General features: G+C 75.4%; 12 protein-coding genes. 3 read left to right on the forward strand and 9 right to left on the reverse strand.

Going from position 1 to position 14,297, the window contains the following annotated elements; translation table 11 throughout:
* The first annotated feature begins 107 nt into the window (after nt 1-107).
* Complete coding sequence (locus CLT75_RS08885) at nt 108-1,133, forward strand: LacI family DNA-binding transcriptional regulator (RefSeq protein WP_135240348.1); 1,026 nt, start codon at nt 108-110, stop codon at nt 1,131-1,133.
* A 15-nt stretch (nt 1,134-1,148) separates the two neighbouring features.
* Here CLT75_RS08885 and CLT75_RS08890 read toward each other — a convergent pair whose 3' ends face one another.
* The 8 genes from CLT75_RS08890 to CLT75_RS08925 form a co-directional block, all read right to left on the reverse strand.
* The gene (locus CLT75_RS08890) at nt 1,149-2,429 is read right to left on the reverse strand and encodes a D-alanyl-D-alanine carboxypeptidase family protein (RefSeq protein WP_135240349.1); all 1,281 of its coding nucleotides are present in this window, start codon (nt 2,427-2,429) and stop codon (nt 1,149-1,151) included.
* 100 nt (nt 2,430-2,529) lie between these two features.
* Nucleotides 2,530-3,252, reverse strand: coding sequence for a polysaccharide deacetylase family protein (locus CLT75_RS08895; RefSeq protein WP_135240350.1), 723 nt, complete (start codon nt 3,250-3,252; stop codon nt 2,530-2,532).
* A complete protein-coding gene (locus tag CLT75_RS08900; RefSeq protein ID WP_135240351.1) occupies nt 3,249-4,412 on the reverse strand; it encodes an MGDG synthase family glycosyltransferase in 1,164 nt (387 codons plus the stop codon). Before CLT75_RS08900 ends, CLT75_RS08895 begins: the two co-directional genes overlap by 4 nt.
* Nucleotides 4,413-4,466: 54 nt before the next feature.
* Nucleotides 4,467-5,741: a serine hydrolase gene (locus CLT75_RS08905; protein ID WP_135240352.1), complete on the reverse strand. Its 1,275-nt coding sequence runs from the start codon at nt 5,739-5,741 to the stop codon at nt 4,467-4,469.
* A 101-nt stretch (nt 5,742-5,842) separates the two neighbouring features.
* Nucleotides 5,843-6,259 carry a protein-tyrosine phosphatase family protein gene (locus tag CLT75_RS08910; RefSeq protein ID WP_135240353.1) on the reverse strand — a complete coding sequence of 139 codons (417 nt, stop codon included), beginning with the start codon at nt 6,257-6,259 and terminating at the stop codon, nt 5,843-5,845.
* Between the two features lie 98 nt (nt 6,260-6,357).
* Entirely contained in the window at nt 6,358-6,978 is a 621-nt protein-coding gene (locus CLT75_RS08915; protein ID WP_135240354.1) for a hypothetical protein, read from the reverse strand.
* A gap of 13 nt (nt 6,979-6,991) precedes the next feature.
* On the reverse strand, nt 6,992-8,776 hold the full coding sequence (locus tag CLT75_RS08920) for a DUF4012 domain-containing protein (RefSeq protein ID WP_135240355.1): 1,785 nt from the start codon (nt 8,774-8,776) through the stop codon (nt 6,992-6,994).
* A 103-nt stretch (nt 8,777-8,879) separates the two neighbouring features.
* On the reverse strand, nt 8,880-10,121 hold the full coding sequence (locus CLT75_RS08925; RefSeq protein ID WP_135240356.1) for a glycosyltransferase family 4 protein: 1,242 nt from the start codon (nt 10,119-10,121) through the stop codon (nt 8,880-8,882).
* 123 nt (nt 10,122-10,244) lie between these two features.
* Between CLT75_RS08925 and CLT75_RS08930 the strand changes: the two genes are divergently transcribed.
* Nucleotides 10,245-10,826 carry an arsenate reductase/protein-tyrosine-phosphatase family protein gene (locus CLT75_RS08930; protein ID WP_486485099.1) on the forward strand — a complete coding sequence of 194 codons (582 nt, stop codon included), beginning with the start codon at nt 10,245-10,247 and terminating at the stop codon, nt 10,824-10,826.
* Here CLT75_RS08930 and CLT75_RS08935 read toward each other — a convergent pair.
* The gene (locus tag CLT75_RS08935) at nt 10,807-12,255 is read right to left on the reverse strand and encodes a polysaccharide biosynthesis tyrosine autokinase (RefSeq protein WP_135240357.1); all 1,449 of its coding nucleotides are present in this window, start codon (nt 12,253-12,255) and stop codon (nt 10,807-10,809) included. The genes CLT75_RS08930 and CLT75_RS08935 overlap by 20 nt on opposite strands.
* Before the next feature lie 185 nt (nt 12,256-12,440).
* Here CLT75_RS08935 and CLT75_RS08940 point away from each other — a divergent pair, with 185 nt between their 5' ends.
* A complete protein-coding gene (locus CLT75_RS08940; protein ID WP_135240358.1) occupies nt 12,441-14,288 on the forward strand; it encodes a nucleoside-diphosphate sugar epimerase/dehydratase in 1,848 nt (615 codons plus the stop codon).
* Nucleotides 14,289-14,297: the final 9 nt, after the last annotated feature.

Here is a 14,297-nt window from a genome sequence, read left to right on the forward strand (position 1 = left end):
ACGCTAGGGCCGGTCCGGCCTGTCGTCAAGCCCTCGGCGTACGGCAAGATGTGCGTGGGGCGGGACGGTCTACCGGTCGGTTCCGGCAGCCGGCGAAGGGAACACGGGTGAGCGCGGACGACGAGCGCAGGGTGACCATCACCGCGATCGCACGGGAGGCCGGCGTCTCGGTCCCGACCGTGTCGCGCGTGCTCAACGGACGTTCCGACGTCGCACCGGACACCCGGGAACGCGTCGAGGAACTGTTGCGCCACCACGGCTACCGGCGCCGCGGCAGCCGCACGGTGCGCCGGGCGGACCTGGTCGACCTGGTCTTCAACGACCTGGACAGCCCGTGGGCGGTGGAGATCATCCGCGGCGTGGAGGACGTCAGCCACGCCGCCGGAGTGGGCACCGTCGTCTCGGCGATCCACCGCGAGTCCAGCTCCACCCGGCAGTGGCTGCACAACCTGCGCGCCCGCGCGTCCGACGGCGTGATCGTGGTGACCTCGCACCTGAGCCCGGCCGTGCAGGCCCAGTTGCGGCGCCTCAACGTGCCGGTGGTGGTGGTCGACCCGGCCGCCGGCGTGGCCGCCACCGACGTGCCCGCGATCGGCGCCACCAACTGGACCGGCGGCCTGGCCGCCACCGAGCACCTGCTCAAGCTCGGCCACCGCCGGATCGGGTTCGTGGCCGGCCCGCCGCACCTGCTGTGCAGCCGGGCCCGGCTGGACGGCTACCGGGCCGCGCTGGCCGCCGCCGGTGTGGCCGCCGACGACCGGCTGGTGCAGCCCGGCGACTTCTACCACGCCTCCGGGTTCACCGCCGGTGGCGCGCTGCTCGACCTGGACGACCCGCCGACGGCCATCTTCGCCGCCAGCGACCAGATGGCCTTCGGCGTGTACGAGGCGATACGCCGCCGCGGGCTGCGGGTCTGCGACGACGTGAGCGTGGTGGGCTTCGACGACCTGCCCGAGGCGCGGTGGGCCTCCCCGCCGCTGACCACCGTGCGCCAGCCGCTGGTCGAGATGGGCCGGCTCGCCGCGCGGACCGTGCTGCGGCTGGCCCAGGGCGAGGAGATCGACTCGCCCCGGGTCGAACTGGCCACCGAACTGGTGGTGCGGGACAGCACCGCGGGGCCCGCCTGCCGCTGATCCGGGCCGCTGCTTTCACTCCTGTTCCGGAATTTCCGGCTCCCGCAGCGCCGACCCGGTCGACATGGCGACCGCGGCGGCGTTGCGGCGTCGCCGGGCCAGCAGCAGCGCTCCCCCGGCCGTCAGCACCGCGCCCACCGCCACGGTCACGCCCGCGCCGGGCCGCGGCCCGGGTGCCGCCCCGCCGCCGCGCAGATCGGCGTGCCCGGCCAGCGCCGAGGCCGCCCCGCCCGCCGGTGGCGCCGACCGGTCCAGTTCCCCCGGCTCGACGAGCCGGCCGACCCGCGCGTCGCGGGGCTGCGCGAACCCCCAGTCGAGCAGCGCCGCGCCCTGCTGCCAGCCCCGCTGGGTGGTCACCTCGGCGCCGAGCAGGGTGACCACGAGGCGCCGGCCGCCGCGCTCGGCCGCGCCGACGTACGTGTGCCGGGCCAGGTCGGTGAAGCCGGTCTTGCCGCCGAGCGCGCCCGGATAGTGGTCCAGCAGCATGTTGTCGTTGGAGATGGCGAACCCCTTCGCCCGCTGCGCCGGCTGGGCCGGGATCTGCGCGACCCGGGTGGCGGCGTATTCGCGGAACGCCGGGTCGGCGAAGCAAGCCCGCGCGATCAGCGCCAGGTCGTACGCGCTGGTGAACTGCCCCGGTCCGTCCAGCCCGGACGGGGTGACCGCGTGCGTCTGCCGGGCGCCGAGGCGGTGCGCCTCCTCGTTCATCGCCCGCACCCCGCCGGCCAGCCCGTCCGGGCCGCCGCCGAGCCGGGCGAGCGCGTTGGCCGCCTCGTTGCCAGAGCGCAGCAGCAGGCCGAGCCAGATCGTCTCGATCCGGTAGTGCCCGCCCTCGACCAGCCCGACCGCCGAGCTGCCCGGTTCCACGGCCAGGTCCCCCGCGGTCACCGTGACCTCCCGGTGCGGATCCAGCCGGGGCAGCATGGTGGCGGCGAGCAGCAGCTTCTGGACGCTCGCGGGCACGCCGTACTCGTGCGGGCCGCAGCCGCCGAGCACCGCGCCGCTGTCCAGGTCGGCGACCACCCAGGATGTCGCGGTCACCGCCGGCGGCGCGGTCGACGCGGGCGGGACGACCAGGCCGGCGGTGTCGAGCGCGGCGCCGCCGACGGCCCGCGCGGCCGGGTCGGGCGCGGGCGGCGGCTGCGGCGGCCGGGTCGCCGGGGCCGGCACGTTCGGGCAGGGCGGCGCGGCCGGCAGCCGGCGTACCGGAGCGCGGACGGCGGCCGCCGCCGGTGTCGCCGGCGCCGGCAGCAGCAGGGCGGCGGCCAGCGCCACGAAGGGTCCCCAGGTCCTCATGACCCGGACGCTAGCCACGCCGACCCGAACGGGTCACCGGCTCCGGGATTCGGGCCCCGGCACCGGGGTCAGACGGTAGGCTCCGCTGCTCGCTCGCGGCTCAGCGCGCGCGGAGCCCGTGCCCGGCGAGCGGGCCGACCTGCCATCCGCGGCGGCGGCACTCGGCCAGCACACGCGGGAGCGCGGCGAGACCGGCCCGCCAGGCGCCCGGCGCGGCGGTACGGGAGGAGTCGTGCAGCAGGATCGTGCCGCCCGTGTCCAGTCCGGCCAGGACGGTGCGCGCGACGGTGTCCGCGGTGGCGGTAGCGGTCCAGTCCCGGCCCCAGCAGCTCCACAGCACCGGCCGCAGGCGCAGCCGCCGGGCGGCCACCAGCGCGGCGGTGGTGAGCACGCCGTACGGCGGTCGCAGGAACCGGGGCGGACAGCCGGTCACGTCGGTGACCAGGTCGTACGTGCGGGTCAGGTCGCTGACGGTGCGGGCGGGGCCGCGCAGCAGTAGGTTGTCGTGCGTCCAGCCGTGCACGGCGATCTCGTGGCCGTCGCCGGCGACCCGGCGGCCCAGCGCGGGGTGGCGCCGCAGCATCGCGCCGAGCACGAAGAACGTGGCGCGGACCCGGTGCGCCGCCAGCACGTCCAGGACGTGGCCGGTGGACTCCGGGTCCGGGCCGTCGTCGAAGGTCAGCGCGACCCGGCCGGGCGTCCCGAGCCCGTGCAGCCCGGGCAGCAGCCGTCGCCGCAGCGCGGGCAGCGCCGTCACCGCCGGTGCCGCGTGCAGCGCCGGCAGCGCGAGCGCGGCGGCCCGGGCGAGAGTGGCCGCTCTCATCGCAGGCCGCCGGTGGACTGCAGCAGCGCGGCGAGCACGGCGACGGCGTCGCCGACCGGGTCCAGCAGCGGGCGGCGCGTACCGGCCGGTCCGGCCGGCGGTGCCCGGCGCGCCGCCTCGGCGACCAGGCCGGCCGGGTCCCGGGACACGTCGTCGCGGGACGGGCTCGCCGGTCCCGTCCCGATCACGGCTGCGAGCACCGGCCCGAGCTGCTGCGGTGTGGCCGCCCACCGGCTCAGGCCGGCCCGGGCCAGGATCGCGGCGTTCGCGCGCCCGTGCCCGGCGATGGGCCGGTAGGTGACCACCGGCAGCCCGGCCGCCAGCGCCTCCTGGCAGGTCAGCCCGCCGGCGTTCTCCACCATGACGTCGACCGCGCGCATCAGCGCCGGCATGTCGTCGACCCAGCCCAGCACGTGCCGCCCGGCGCCGCGCAGCCGGTGACGCAGCGCCGCGTTGTGCCCGCACACCACCACCGGCCGTACGCCCGCGGCGGCGACCTCGGCCACCGTGGCCGCCACCTCGCCGGCGCCCCAGGAGCCCGCGACGACCAGCGCGAGCACCCCGTCGGCAGGGAGACCGAACCGCTGCCGGGCCCGCCGCCGGTCCTCCGGGCCGGGCCGGGCGAAGGCGCGGGACACCAGCGGCTGCACGGCGGTGACGTCGGCCGCGCCGGCCCGGTGCGTCTCGGCGTGGCGGACCGCGCAGTACACGTCCACGCCCGGCGCGAGCCAGGTCGGGTGCACCACGAAATCGGTCACGTAGGTGATCACCGGGACGCGGAGCCGCCCGCGCCGCCGCAGCGGACCGAGGAGCTGGTTGGCGAACGGATAGGTGGTGACCACGGCCCGCGTGTCGGGCGGGATGCGGCGGCGCAGGCGGCGGCGGAACGGCCGCATCAGCGCGCGGATCGCGCGTACGGCGGTCCGCGAGCTGCCGGTCAGCCGGAACAGCGCGTGGTAGCCCCACGGGAGCCGGTGCAGCACCCCCCGGTACGTCTCGCGTACCGCCCGGTGCACCGGGCGGGGCAGCAGGTGCAGGAGGTTCAGCCGGTCCACCGCGAAGCCCCGCGCACGCAGCCGGTGCGCCAGCTCGTCGGCGGCCCGGTCGTGTCCGGCGCCGATGTCCGCCGAGACCACCACGATCCGGCCCGGGTGCTCCATGCCGGGCGCATACCCACGGAATCGGTGTCCACGCGACCCGCCGGGACGCCGGGTTCAGGCGCGGCGGCGTCCGCGGCGGCGGGACCGGCCCCGCCGGGCGGCGAGCACCGCCGCCACCCCGCCGATGGTGAGGGCCAGCAGACCGGCGAGCGGCACGATCATCCGCCAGTCCCCGTCGCCGACGCGGCGCAGCGCGGTCCCGGCCGGTCCCCGCCACGGCGGGGATGCGGTACGGCTCGGCTCGGCGGCCGCCGCCTGCCGGGGCTCCGCCGCCTCGGCGTCCTGTTCGCCCGGCTCGACCAGCCGGCCGACCGAGGCGTCCCGGGGCTGCCGGAAGCCCCAGTCGAGCAGCTGGGCGCCCTGCTGCCAGCCGCGTACCGGGCGGGCCTCGGCGCCGAGCAGCGTCACCACGAGGCGGCGTCCGTCACGCTGGGCGGCGCCGACGTAGCTGTGCCGGGCCAGCTCGGTGAAGCCGGTCTTGCCGCCGAGCGCGCCGGGATAGCGGTAGATGAGCTGGTTCTCGTTCTGGATCTGGAACCCGCCCTTCTTCAGCGCGGGCTGGGCCGGGATCTGCGTGCGCTCGGTGAGCGCGTACCGGCGGAACGCGGCGTCGGCGAAGCAGGCCCGCGCGATGAGTGCCAGGTCGTACGCGCTGGTGAACTGGCCGGGGCCGTCCAGGCCGGACGGGGTGACCGCGTGCGTCTGGCCGGCGCCGAGCCGGCGGGCCTGTGCGTTCATCTCGGCGACGCCGGCCTGGGAGCTGCCGGCGCCGAGGCGGGCCAGCATGTTCGCGGCGTCGTTGCCGGACTGGAGCAGCAGGCCCAGCCACAGCGTCTCCACGCTGTAGCGGCCGCCGACGAGCAGGCCGACGGCCGAGCTGCCCGGTTCGATGTCCAGGTCGGCGCGGGTGGCGACGGCGACCTGCCTGGGGTCCAGCCGGCTCAGCATGGTGGCGGCCAGCAGCAGCTTCTGGGTGCTGGCCGGGGTGCCGGGGACGTGTGCGCCGCAGGCGCCGAGGACCGCGCCGGTGTCCAGGTCCGCCACGAGCCAGGTGGTGGCGGTGACCGCCGGGGGTGCGGGGCTGCCGGGTGGCGTGACCAGCCCGGTGCCGGCCAGCGCCTCGCCGCCCACCGCCGCCTGTTCGGGCGTCGTGGCCGGCGGCGTGGGGCGGGGCGGCCGGCTGACCTTCGGCGCGGGCAGGCGCGGGCAGGGCACCGGGGCGGCGCCGGGAGCGGCGGGTGTGGCGGCCGGGGCGGCGGCGGCCGGGGCGGGTGTCCCGGTGGCGAGCAGGGTGACGGCGGTGGCGGCGGCCAGGACCCGGGCTCTCATGAGATGGCACCCTACCGAGCCGGATGATCAGGTCCGGACGGCTCACCGGCGTCGTGACGCCGTGCCGATCATGCGGTCCCGGTCGGTGACCGGCCGGGGCGTCAGCGCACGCCGCGCAGCCACCACCGCTGCCACGGCGTCTCCACCGCGCGCCTGTGGTAACCGGACCGCACCCAGGCCACCGCCCGCGCGGGCGGCAGCCCGTCCAGCACGGCCAACGCGGCGAGCGCGGTGCCGGTCCGCCCGACGCCGCCGTGACAGGCCACCTCGACCCGCTCCCCCGCGTACGCGCGCCGCCGCGCCTCCCGCAGCGCGTCCAGGGCGTCGGCGCGGTCGGCCGGGATCCAGAAGTCGGGCCAGCGGACCCGCCGGGACTGCCACTCCGGATCGGGACCGGGCGCCAGCAGCAGGGCGAAGTCGGCCGGCGACGCGGGCCCGGCGACCCGGCGGCCGCGCACGGTCGCGCCCCCGGGGAGCGTGAGCAGGCCGGTCTGATCGGTCCACCGTGTCGCGTCCATGGCTCATTGTGTCGTGTCGCCCGGACACGTGAGTGCCCGCCGGACCTCGTCCGGCGGGCACTCACGATCGAGCCGGGTCGTCCCCGGCGCGCCTCGGATCAGCCGAGGCGACGGCGGCGCCAGGCCATGGACGCCAGCAGCAGCACCGCACCGGCGGCGGCGAGGCCCCCACCGAGCTTCAGCGGCGTGCCGATGCTGTCACCGGTCACCGGCAGCCCGCCGTGGTGCGGCGACTTGGTCGGCCGCGGCGGCAGGACGGTACCGGTCGCGCTGGCCACCAGGCCCGACGTGAGACCGGTGGCGGTGAACGTGTAGCGGCCCGGCCGGGTCGGCCGGTAGGTGACGGTGAAGTTGCCGCTGGCGTCGGCCGTCACGGTGAACGTGGTCGGCGCGGGCTGCGGCTGGGCACGGTTCGGCGTGTAGGCGACGGGCGCCATCGCCACCGTGCTGCCGTCGCTGCGCCGCGCGGTCCCCTCGGCCGGGGCGGCCGCGGGCAGGCCCGTGATCGCCACGTCGATGCGCACCGACTCGTTCGGCGCGAAGCCCGAACCCCGCAGGGTGAACGTCTCGCCGAGCCGGATGGTGGTCGGTGAGACGGTCAGCGACGCGACGTTGGGCGGGTAGACCGGGGGCTGCGGCTGCGCCGCCCCGGCCGCGGTCGGCACGGCCGCTACGGCCAGGCCCACCGTGAGCGCCATGATGATGCGGGATAGCCGCATGATGGTTTCCCTCCTACTGTTCACAGCTTGGTGCGTTGACTACTTGGGTGGTCCATGGGGTGACGGTGGGCGTGTGCACCAGTTCGGCAGTCCCGGCGCCGGTCTGTCCGGTGAGCACCGTGACGTCGAGCGTCCGGGTCTGCCCCGGGCGGGTCTCCACGTTCGCCACCGCGACCTGGCGGCGGCCGTGGATGCCGCTGCCCATCGCGGTGTCCCGCCCGTCCATCCGGCCGGTGAGCACGGCACCGCCGGTGGGCGTGTGCACGGAGACGAACGTGCGTGCGGTGTACTTGTCGCCGGCCAGGGCCAGCCCGGTGACCGACTTGCTCAGGCCCGACTTCGGGGCGGTGGAGTGCACCGTGACCCGCAGCCGTAGCTCGCGGCGCCCGTCCGGGTGGCATTCGCCGACCGTCACGGTGGCCGAGAACCTGAGGTAGTAGCCGAGCTTCGCGCCGCTGCCGTCGTTGAGGAACACGCCGACGGTCGGCACGGTGTCCTTCTCCGGGAGTTGACCGGCCAACCGGCTGCCGGCCAGTGCGCGTTGCTCCTCAGATCGGACACTCCAGAACAATATCCGACGTTCATTGATTGAACGGGTAAAAACGGTCAAAAGCGCCCTCGGGTCTACCGTCTTGGTGAACAGCGTGTCGAAGACGCCCGACGCGGATCTGCTGAAGAACTCGTCCTGGTCCTTCGTGTCCAGGTCCCGGTACGAGTCACTGAGCAGCGTCCGTACCGCGGTGGCGGCACCGAGCGACGGCCCGTCCGGCACGTTCACCGGACCCACCACGCCGAGCAGGTACGACAGGACCACCGGATCCACCGCCAGCACCCCGTCCACAGTGGTGCCGGTCCGGCGGCGCACCATCTCCCGGTAGAGCGCAGCGGCGGCCGGGAAGTCCGGCGTGAGGTTCACGTCCGCCGGATAGATGCCCGGCAGCTCACCCCAGAGCCGTTTCGCCTCCGCGCCGACCTTGAGCGGCGGGTCGAAGAACCGCAGGTCCGACGAGCTGCCCTGCTTCACCAGGCGGATCCCTCCACCCTCGGCGCGCAGCACGGCGTACGCGCCGAACATGCCGCCGGTGGCGCGCAGCTCGGCCGGGTTCTGCGAGACCAGCAGATAGGTGCGCGGCCCGTCCGCACCGAGCAGCGGCGGCAGCAGCCGGGCACCCCTGTCGGCGGCCGAGGTCAGCTCGCCGAGCTGGTCCAGCTCGGTGCGCAGCGCGACGACCGCGTCGCGTACCTGCGTCACCAGGTCGCCGGTGGGCACCTGCCGCAGCCGGTCGGCGGTGCGGCGCACGGCCTGGTCGGCGGCGGACACCTCGGCCGAGACGGCGCGCAGGCGGGCCAGGTCCAGCTTGCCCTGCTTCGGCACCAGCGAGGCGAGGTCGACGCGCAGCAGCGTGGGGAACGCGAGCCGGGCCAGGTCGTCCACCGCCACCGAGATCTGCCGGACCGCGGCCAGGTTGTCCCCCGCGTACGGCGTCTGCTGGCCCACCCACCACACCGGATCGCCGGTCTCGCCGCGCGCGGCGGCGGCCTGCTCCTGCAACGCGGCGAGCGTGCGCTGGGCGCGGGCCACGTCGCCGTCGAGCACCTGGGCGCTGAGTTCCCGGGCCAGCCCGGCGGCGTTCACCAGGTGGGCGCGGGCCTGCCAGCCCCGGAACGCGACCCAGCCGCCGGCACTGAGCAGCACCGATACGACGACCAGCCCGGTCAGCAGGATCCGGCGGACCCGGGCGCGGCGGCGCCGTCGCGAACGGCGCCGCCGGCCGGGCGTGGCACCAGGTCCGGTCACGGATTTCCCCCTACGTGTCGGTCGAATCGGACACGATTCGCGATCGAGTGCTTTTTAGCACGAGAAAGTGCCTTTTCGAGGCGTTATTCGACACTCTGACGATTTATCGGCTGTGTGCGAGCTTTGTTCGGTTCGAGGCCCGCTCGGCCGCCTCGTGCAGCAGCGCCTCGATCCGGTCCACCCCGGCTCGCATCGACATGTCCCGCAGGTACGCGTCGCGGCCCCGCCTGCCCATGTCGAGCCGGGCGGCCGGCGGGATGGCGGCGGCCAGCCAGAAGCGGTCCGCCAGCGCCGCCCAGTCCTCCGGCGGGCAGGACAGGCCGGCTCGGGCCCGCTCCACCAGCTCCGCCGTCTCCCCCGCCGCGGAGGCGACCACCGGCGCGGCGCAGGAGAGCGCGGCCTGGAGCTTGCCGGGCACCCGGCCGCGCAGCTCCGGCAGGTCGCGCTGGGCCACGAGCTGGTAGTCGGCGGCGGCGTAGAGCTGCGGCATGTCCACCGCGGACCGTCGTTCCAGGAACCGGACGTTGTCCGCGCCGAGGTCGGCGGCGAGCCCCCGCACCCGCCGCTCCTGCGGACCGGAGCCGACGAGCACCAGATCCATCCGGTCGCCGAGCGCCGCGGCCGCCCGGACCGCCGTCTCCAGATCCTGGCGCGCACCGATCGTCCCGGCGTGCATCACCACGCAGCGGTCGTCCCGGCGGACCAGCCGCCGTACCGCCGGACCGGCCTGGGTGGGACGGAAGATGCGCTCGTCGGTCCAGTTCGGCGCCGCGCGAACCCGGCCCGGGTCGGCCCCGGCGGCGCGGACCAGATCCGCCATGGACGGCGAACCGACGGCCACCACCGCCGCCTCCCGGTAGAGGCGGCGGGAGGCGGCCTCCAGCCGCGCCGACCACCCGCCGTCCGGCGCCGCGCGACCGTCCCGCTCCGTCCACACGTCCTGCACGTGCAGGACCGTCGGTGTACGGCCGAGCAGCCGCAGCAGCCCGGTGGCGGCGAACGTGACCGCCGGGTGCCCGTAGACGTAGAGCACGTCGACGTCGCGCAGCAGGCCCCGTCCGGCGAGCGCGGCGCTGCCGGCGAAGGAGAGCCAGCTCGCGGTACGGGCGCGGGCGGCGCCGTCGCCCGGGGCGTACCGGGGCACCCGGCGCACGGTCAGCCGCTCGCTGTGCGTCTGGTGCCGCCAGCGCTGCCGCCAGCCGGGATAGACGTGGCCGCCCGGGTAGTCCGGGAAGCCGGTGAGCACCCGTACCTCGTGGCCCCGGGCCACCAGCTCCTCGGCCAGGCTGCCCGGGACGAACGCCGGCTCCGGCGGGAAGTGGTAGGTGAGGATGCCGACCCTCATGACCGCGCTCCCGGCGCGGCTTTCCGGACGGCCGGGCGTCGCAGCGCGTACCATTCCCGCATCCCCTCTGCGTCCGGCCGCGACCGCCGGAAGAACGCCGTCGCGGCACCCTCCGTCGCGACCGTGCCGACGAGAGGGGTGCAGATGGTCGACGAGGTGCTCTTCGTCTGCCACGCGAACATGTGCCGGTCACCGATGGCGGAGTTCATCGCCCGCCGGATGCTGGCCGGCCTGCCGCTGGCGGTGGCCAGCGCGGGAACCGACGCGTTAGACGGGGCGGCCATGCACCCGTACGCGGTCGAGGTGACCGCGGCCACCGGCGCGGACCCGGCGGCCTTCCGCACCCGCCGGCTGCGCGCCGAGCACCTGACCGGTGCGGCGCTGGTGCTGACCGCGACCCGCCGGCAACGCTCGGCCTGCACCTCGCTGGCGCCGGCCGCGCTGACCCGGACGTTCACGCTGCGGCAGTTCGCCCGGCTGGCCGCCGAGGCCCGCCCCGCCGAGGCGGAGGCGGACGCGGGCACGCCGTTGCGGGCGGCGGTGTCGGCCGCGGTCCGCGCCCGGGGGCGGCTGCAACCCGCCGCCCCCGGCGCGGAGGACCTGCGCGATCCGATCGGCGGCTCACCCGCCGACTTCCGGCGGTGCGCCGAGGAGATCGAGCGGTCGATCCGGCCCGTGCTCGCCCTCATCGCGACAGCCGGGTGAGTTCCTGCGTCCGGTCGCCCACGGCCTTCGCGCCCCGCCGGGTGCCGGCCCGGTCGGCCGGTACGGAGGGTGCCGCGGGCGGCACGACCACCTTGTACGCCTCGTACTGGTAGGCGTCCGCCTTGGCCACCTTGGCCATGTTGAGCACGCAGCCGAGCAGGCGCACCGACACCGAGCTGAGCGCGTGCGCCGCCGCGGCGACCTGGCTGCGGGAGGTACGCCCCTGCTGGGTCACCAGCAGCGCGCCGTCGGCCTGCACGGCCACCACCACACCGTCGGTGACCGCCAGCAGCGGCGCGGTGTCGATGACCACGATGTCCGCCGAGTCCCGCAGCGCGACCAGCAGGTCCGCCATGGACTTGGAGCCGAGCAGCTCGCTCGGGTTGGGCGGGGTGGCGCCGCTGGGCAGCACCAGCAGGGACTTCTCGCCCCAGCGCTGCACCACGTCACCGACCTGGACGTCACCGACGAGCACGTCGGTGAGGCCGACGCCGCCGTCGAGCCCGAGGTAGTCGGCGACCTTGGGGCGGCGCAGGTCGGCGTCGATCAGCAGCACCCGCCAGCCCGCCTCGGCCAGCGCGATGGCGGTGTTGCAGGCCATCGTGGTCTTGCCCTCGCCCTGCAGCGCGCTGGTCACCGCGATGACCCGGGCCGGCTCGTGCACGTCCACGAAGCGCAGGTTGGTGCGCAGCTTGCGGACCGCCTCGGCCCGGGCGGAGGTGGCCGCTTCGCCGACGATCAGCGGCGCGGACCGGGCGCCGGTCTCGTACGGGATCTCGCCGAGCAGCGGGCTGCCGGTCACCCGTTGCAGCCCGGCGCCGTCGCGCATCCGGACGTCGGCCACCCCGCGCAGCACTGCCAGGCCGGCGCCGAGCAGCAGGCCGAGCACGCCGCCCAGGACCAGGTTGCGGGTGGGCTGGGGCGAGACCGGGTTGGAGGTGACCCGGGGACCACTGACCACCTCGATCTTGATGGGCGGGGACTTGCCGTCCGGCGGCGTCTCGACCTTGCGGACCAGCTCGGTGAACTTGGTCGCGAGCATCTCGGTGGTCTTCAGCGCCCGGGTCTGGTCGGTGTCGGTGATCGTCGCCTTGAGCAGGACCGTGCCCGTCGTGGCGGTGGTGTGGATCCGGCTGCGCACCTGGTCGGCGGTGAGGCCGAGCGGCGCGTCGGCGACCACGCTCTGCGCCAGCCGGTCGCTGGTGAGCAGGTCACCGTAGGACTTCACCCGCTGCTGGAGGAAGAGGCTGCCCTGGTAGGCGTCGGTGACCCCCTGGCTGGGGGTGGTGACGAAGAAGGTCACCGAGGCCTCGTACCGAGGCGCCGTCCGGACCGTCACCAACGCGGCGGTGCCGAGACCGACCATCACCGTCACCAGCACGATCCACCAGTGGCGTCGGACCAGGCGCAGGTAGCCGAGAACGTCCATCACGCTCCCCCTCGCGACACGCCGGTCTGCCGATGAAACTGCACGAAAGCCCCCTAAAAACCCCAGTCGCCGTGCCAGGATCGAATCGCCTATTCACGACGTTACGTGACTGGACGACAGTAAACGACCGAACAGGCACAGACGGTCTAATCCTTTCAATACGGATAGGACGTAGAGGGCAGCCCATGGATCGTGACGCGATCACAGCCGTTCGACCCCCCGGCCGGATCACCCACCGCGCCGCCACCCTTTCCCTGTTAACGCTGGACACGGCCGCGTGGTGCGGAGGTTTTCTCGGCGCCGCCTGGACGCGGTACGAGTTCGATCTCACCGCCGCCGCCAGCGCCCGTACGCTCGGCGTCGCGCTGGCCTGCGCCGCGCTGTACGCCGCGCTCACGTTGCTGCGGTCCCGGCTCTACGGCCGGTATCCGATCGGCAGCGCCGGCGACGCGCAGGGCCTGGCCGCCACCGTCGCGCTCGTCACGGCGGTCGGCTTCGCCGCCGTCCTGCCGTGGACGCAGCACCCGGTCCCGGCCAGCACGCCGCTGGTCGGCGGCGCGGTGGCGCTCGTGGTGATGGCGGCCGCCCGGGGACTCTGGCGGGCCCACGCCGACCGCCGGCCACCCGCCGCCCGGCACGCCGAGCGCTGCCTGGTCTACGGGGTGGACGCGGCGAGCGAGCGCCTCGTCCGGGTGCTGCTGCACGACGCGGACAGCAGCTACCGGCCGGTGGGCCTGCTCGACGACGCGCCCGAGAGCCGCGGCCTGCGGCTGGAAGGGCTGCGCGTGCTCGGCGGCCGGGAGCAGATCAGCGTCGCCGTCCGGACCACCCGGGCGAGCACGGTCATCTTCTCGATGAGCGGCTCCGACCCGCAGCTGCTGCGCGACGTCCGTACCCGCACGCTGGAGGCCGGGGCGGCGTTCAAGGTCCTGCCGCCGGTCCGCGAGGTCCTCGACCGCCCGGTGGCCGCCACCGACGTCCGCGACCTCCAGCTCACCGACCTGCTCGGTCGCGCGCACCGGGCGGCCGAGCTGAGCGTGGAGCGCGGCGGGCTGGCCGGGCGCCGGGTGCTCGTCACCGGGGCCGGCGGCTCGATCGGCTCGGAACTGTGCCGGCAGATCGCCCGCTGCGAGCCGGACGAGCTGATGATGCTCGACCGGGACGAGTCCGCGTTGCACGCGTTGCAGATGTCCCTGCACGGCCGCGCGCTGCTCGACGGGCCGGAGCTGATCCTGGCCGACATCCGCGACGCCGAGGGCATCGCCCGGGTGGTCGCCGACCGGCAGCCCGACGTGGTGTTCCACGCCGCCGCGCTGAAGCACCTCCCGCTGCTGCAGCGCCACCCCGGTGAGGCGATCAAGACAAACATCCTGGGCACGCTGAACGTGCTGGAGGCGTGCCGGGACGTCGCCGAGTTCGTGAACATCTCCACCGACAAGGCGGCGAACCCGACCAGCGTCCTCGGCTACTCCAAGCGGATCACCGAGCGGCTCACCGCGTACCACGCGCAGCGCCTGGACGGCCGGTACCTCAGCGTCCGGTTCGGCAACGTGCTCAGCAGCCGAGGTTCGGTGCTCACCGCGTTCCAGGCGCAGATCCGCGCCGGGGTGCCGGTGACTGTCACCCACCCCGACGTGACCCGCTACTTCATGACCGTCCAGGAGGCGGTGCATCTGGTGCTGCAGGCCGCGACGATCGGCCGGGGCGGTGAGGCGCTGGTGCTCGACATGGGCGAGCCGGTCCGGATCGCCGACGTGGCCCGCCGGCTCGCCGCCGAGGCGGACCGCCCGGTGGAGATCGTCTTCACCGGTCTGCGCCCGGGCGAGAAGCTGCACGAGCACCTGTTCGGCGCCGACGAGGTGGACACCCGGCCGCTGCACCCGCTGATCTCCCACGTGCCGGTGCCCGAGCTGGACCCGGAGGAGGTGCGCGGGCTCGACCCGTACGCCGACCCGGACGAGCTGATCAAGTGGATGTCCGCGTTCTGCGATCCGGTCGGGGCGTCCCTGCCGGCGCTGCCCGGGCAACGCTGACCCGCCGGC

This window comes from Micromonospora sp. CNZ285 (assembly GCF_004637285.1).

Excerpts from the sequence above, each read along its gene's own strand:
- CLT75_RS08890 (WP_135240349.1), bottom strand. The coding sequence starts at position 2,429 with ATGAGGACCTGGGGACCCTTCGTGGCGCTGGCCGCCGCCCTGCTGCTG.
- CLT75_RS08895 (WP_135240350.1), bottom strand. The coding sequence starts at position 3,252 with ATGAGAGCGGCCACTCTCGCCCGGGCCGCCGCGCTCGCGCTGCCGGCG.
- CLT75_RS08905 (WP_135240352.1), bottom strand. The coding sequence starts at position 5,741 with ATGAGAGCCCGGGTCCTGGCCGCCGCCACCGCCGTCACCCTGCTCGCC.
- CLT75_RS08915 (WP_135240354.1), bottom strand. The coding sequence starts at position 6,978 with ATGCGGCTATCCCGCATCATCATGGCGCTCACGGTGGGCCTGGCCGTA.
- CLT75_RS08900 (WP_135240351.1), bottom strand. The coding sequence starts at position 4,412 with ATGGAGCACCCGGGCCGGATCGTGGTGGTCTCGGCGGACATCGGCGCC.
- CLT75_RS08935 (WP_135240357.1), bottom strand. The coding sequence starts at position 12,255 with ATGGACGTTCTCGGCTACCTGCGCCTGGTCCGACGCCACTGGTGGATC.
- CLT75_RS08910 (WP_135240353.1), bottom strand. The coding sequence starts at position 6,259 with ATGGACGCGACACGGTGGACCGATCAGACCGGCCTGCTCACGCTCCCC.
- CLT75_RS08925 (WP_135240356.1), bottom strand. The coding sequence starts at position 10,121 with ATGAGGGTCGGCATCCTCACCTACCACTTCCCGCCGGAGCCGGCGTTC.
- CLT75_RS08940 (WP_135240358.1), top strand. The coding sequence starts at position 12,441 with ATGGATCGTGACGCGATCACAGCCGTTCGACCCCCCGGCCGGATCACC.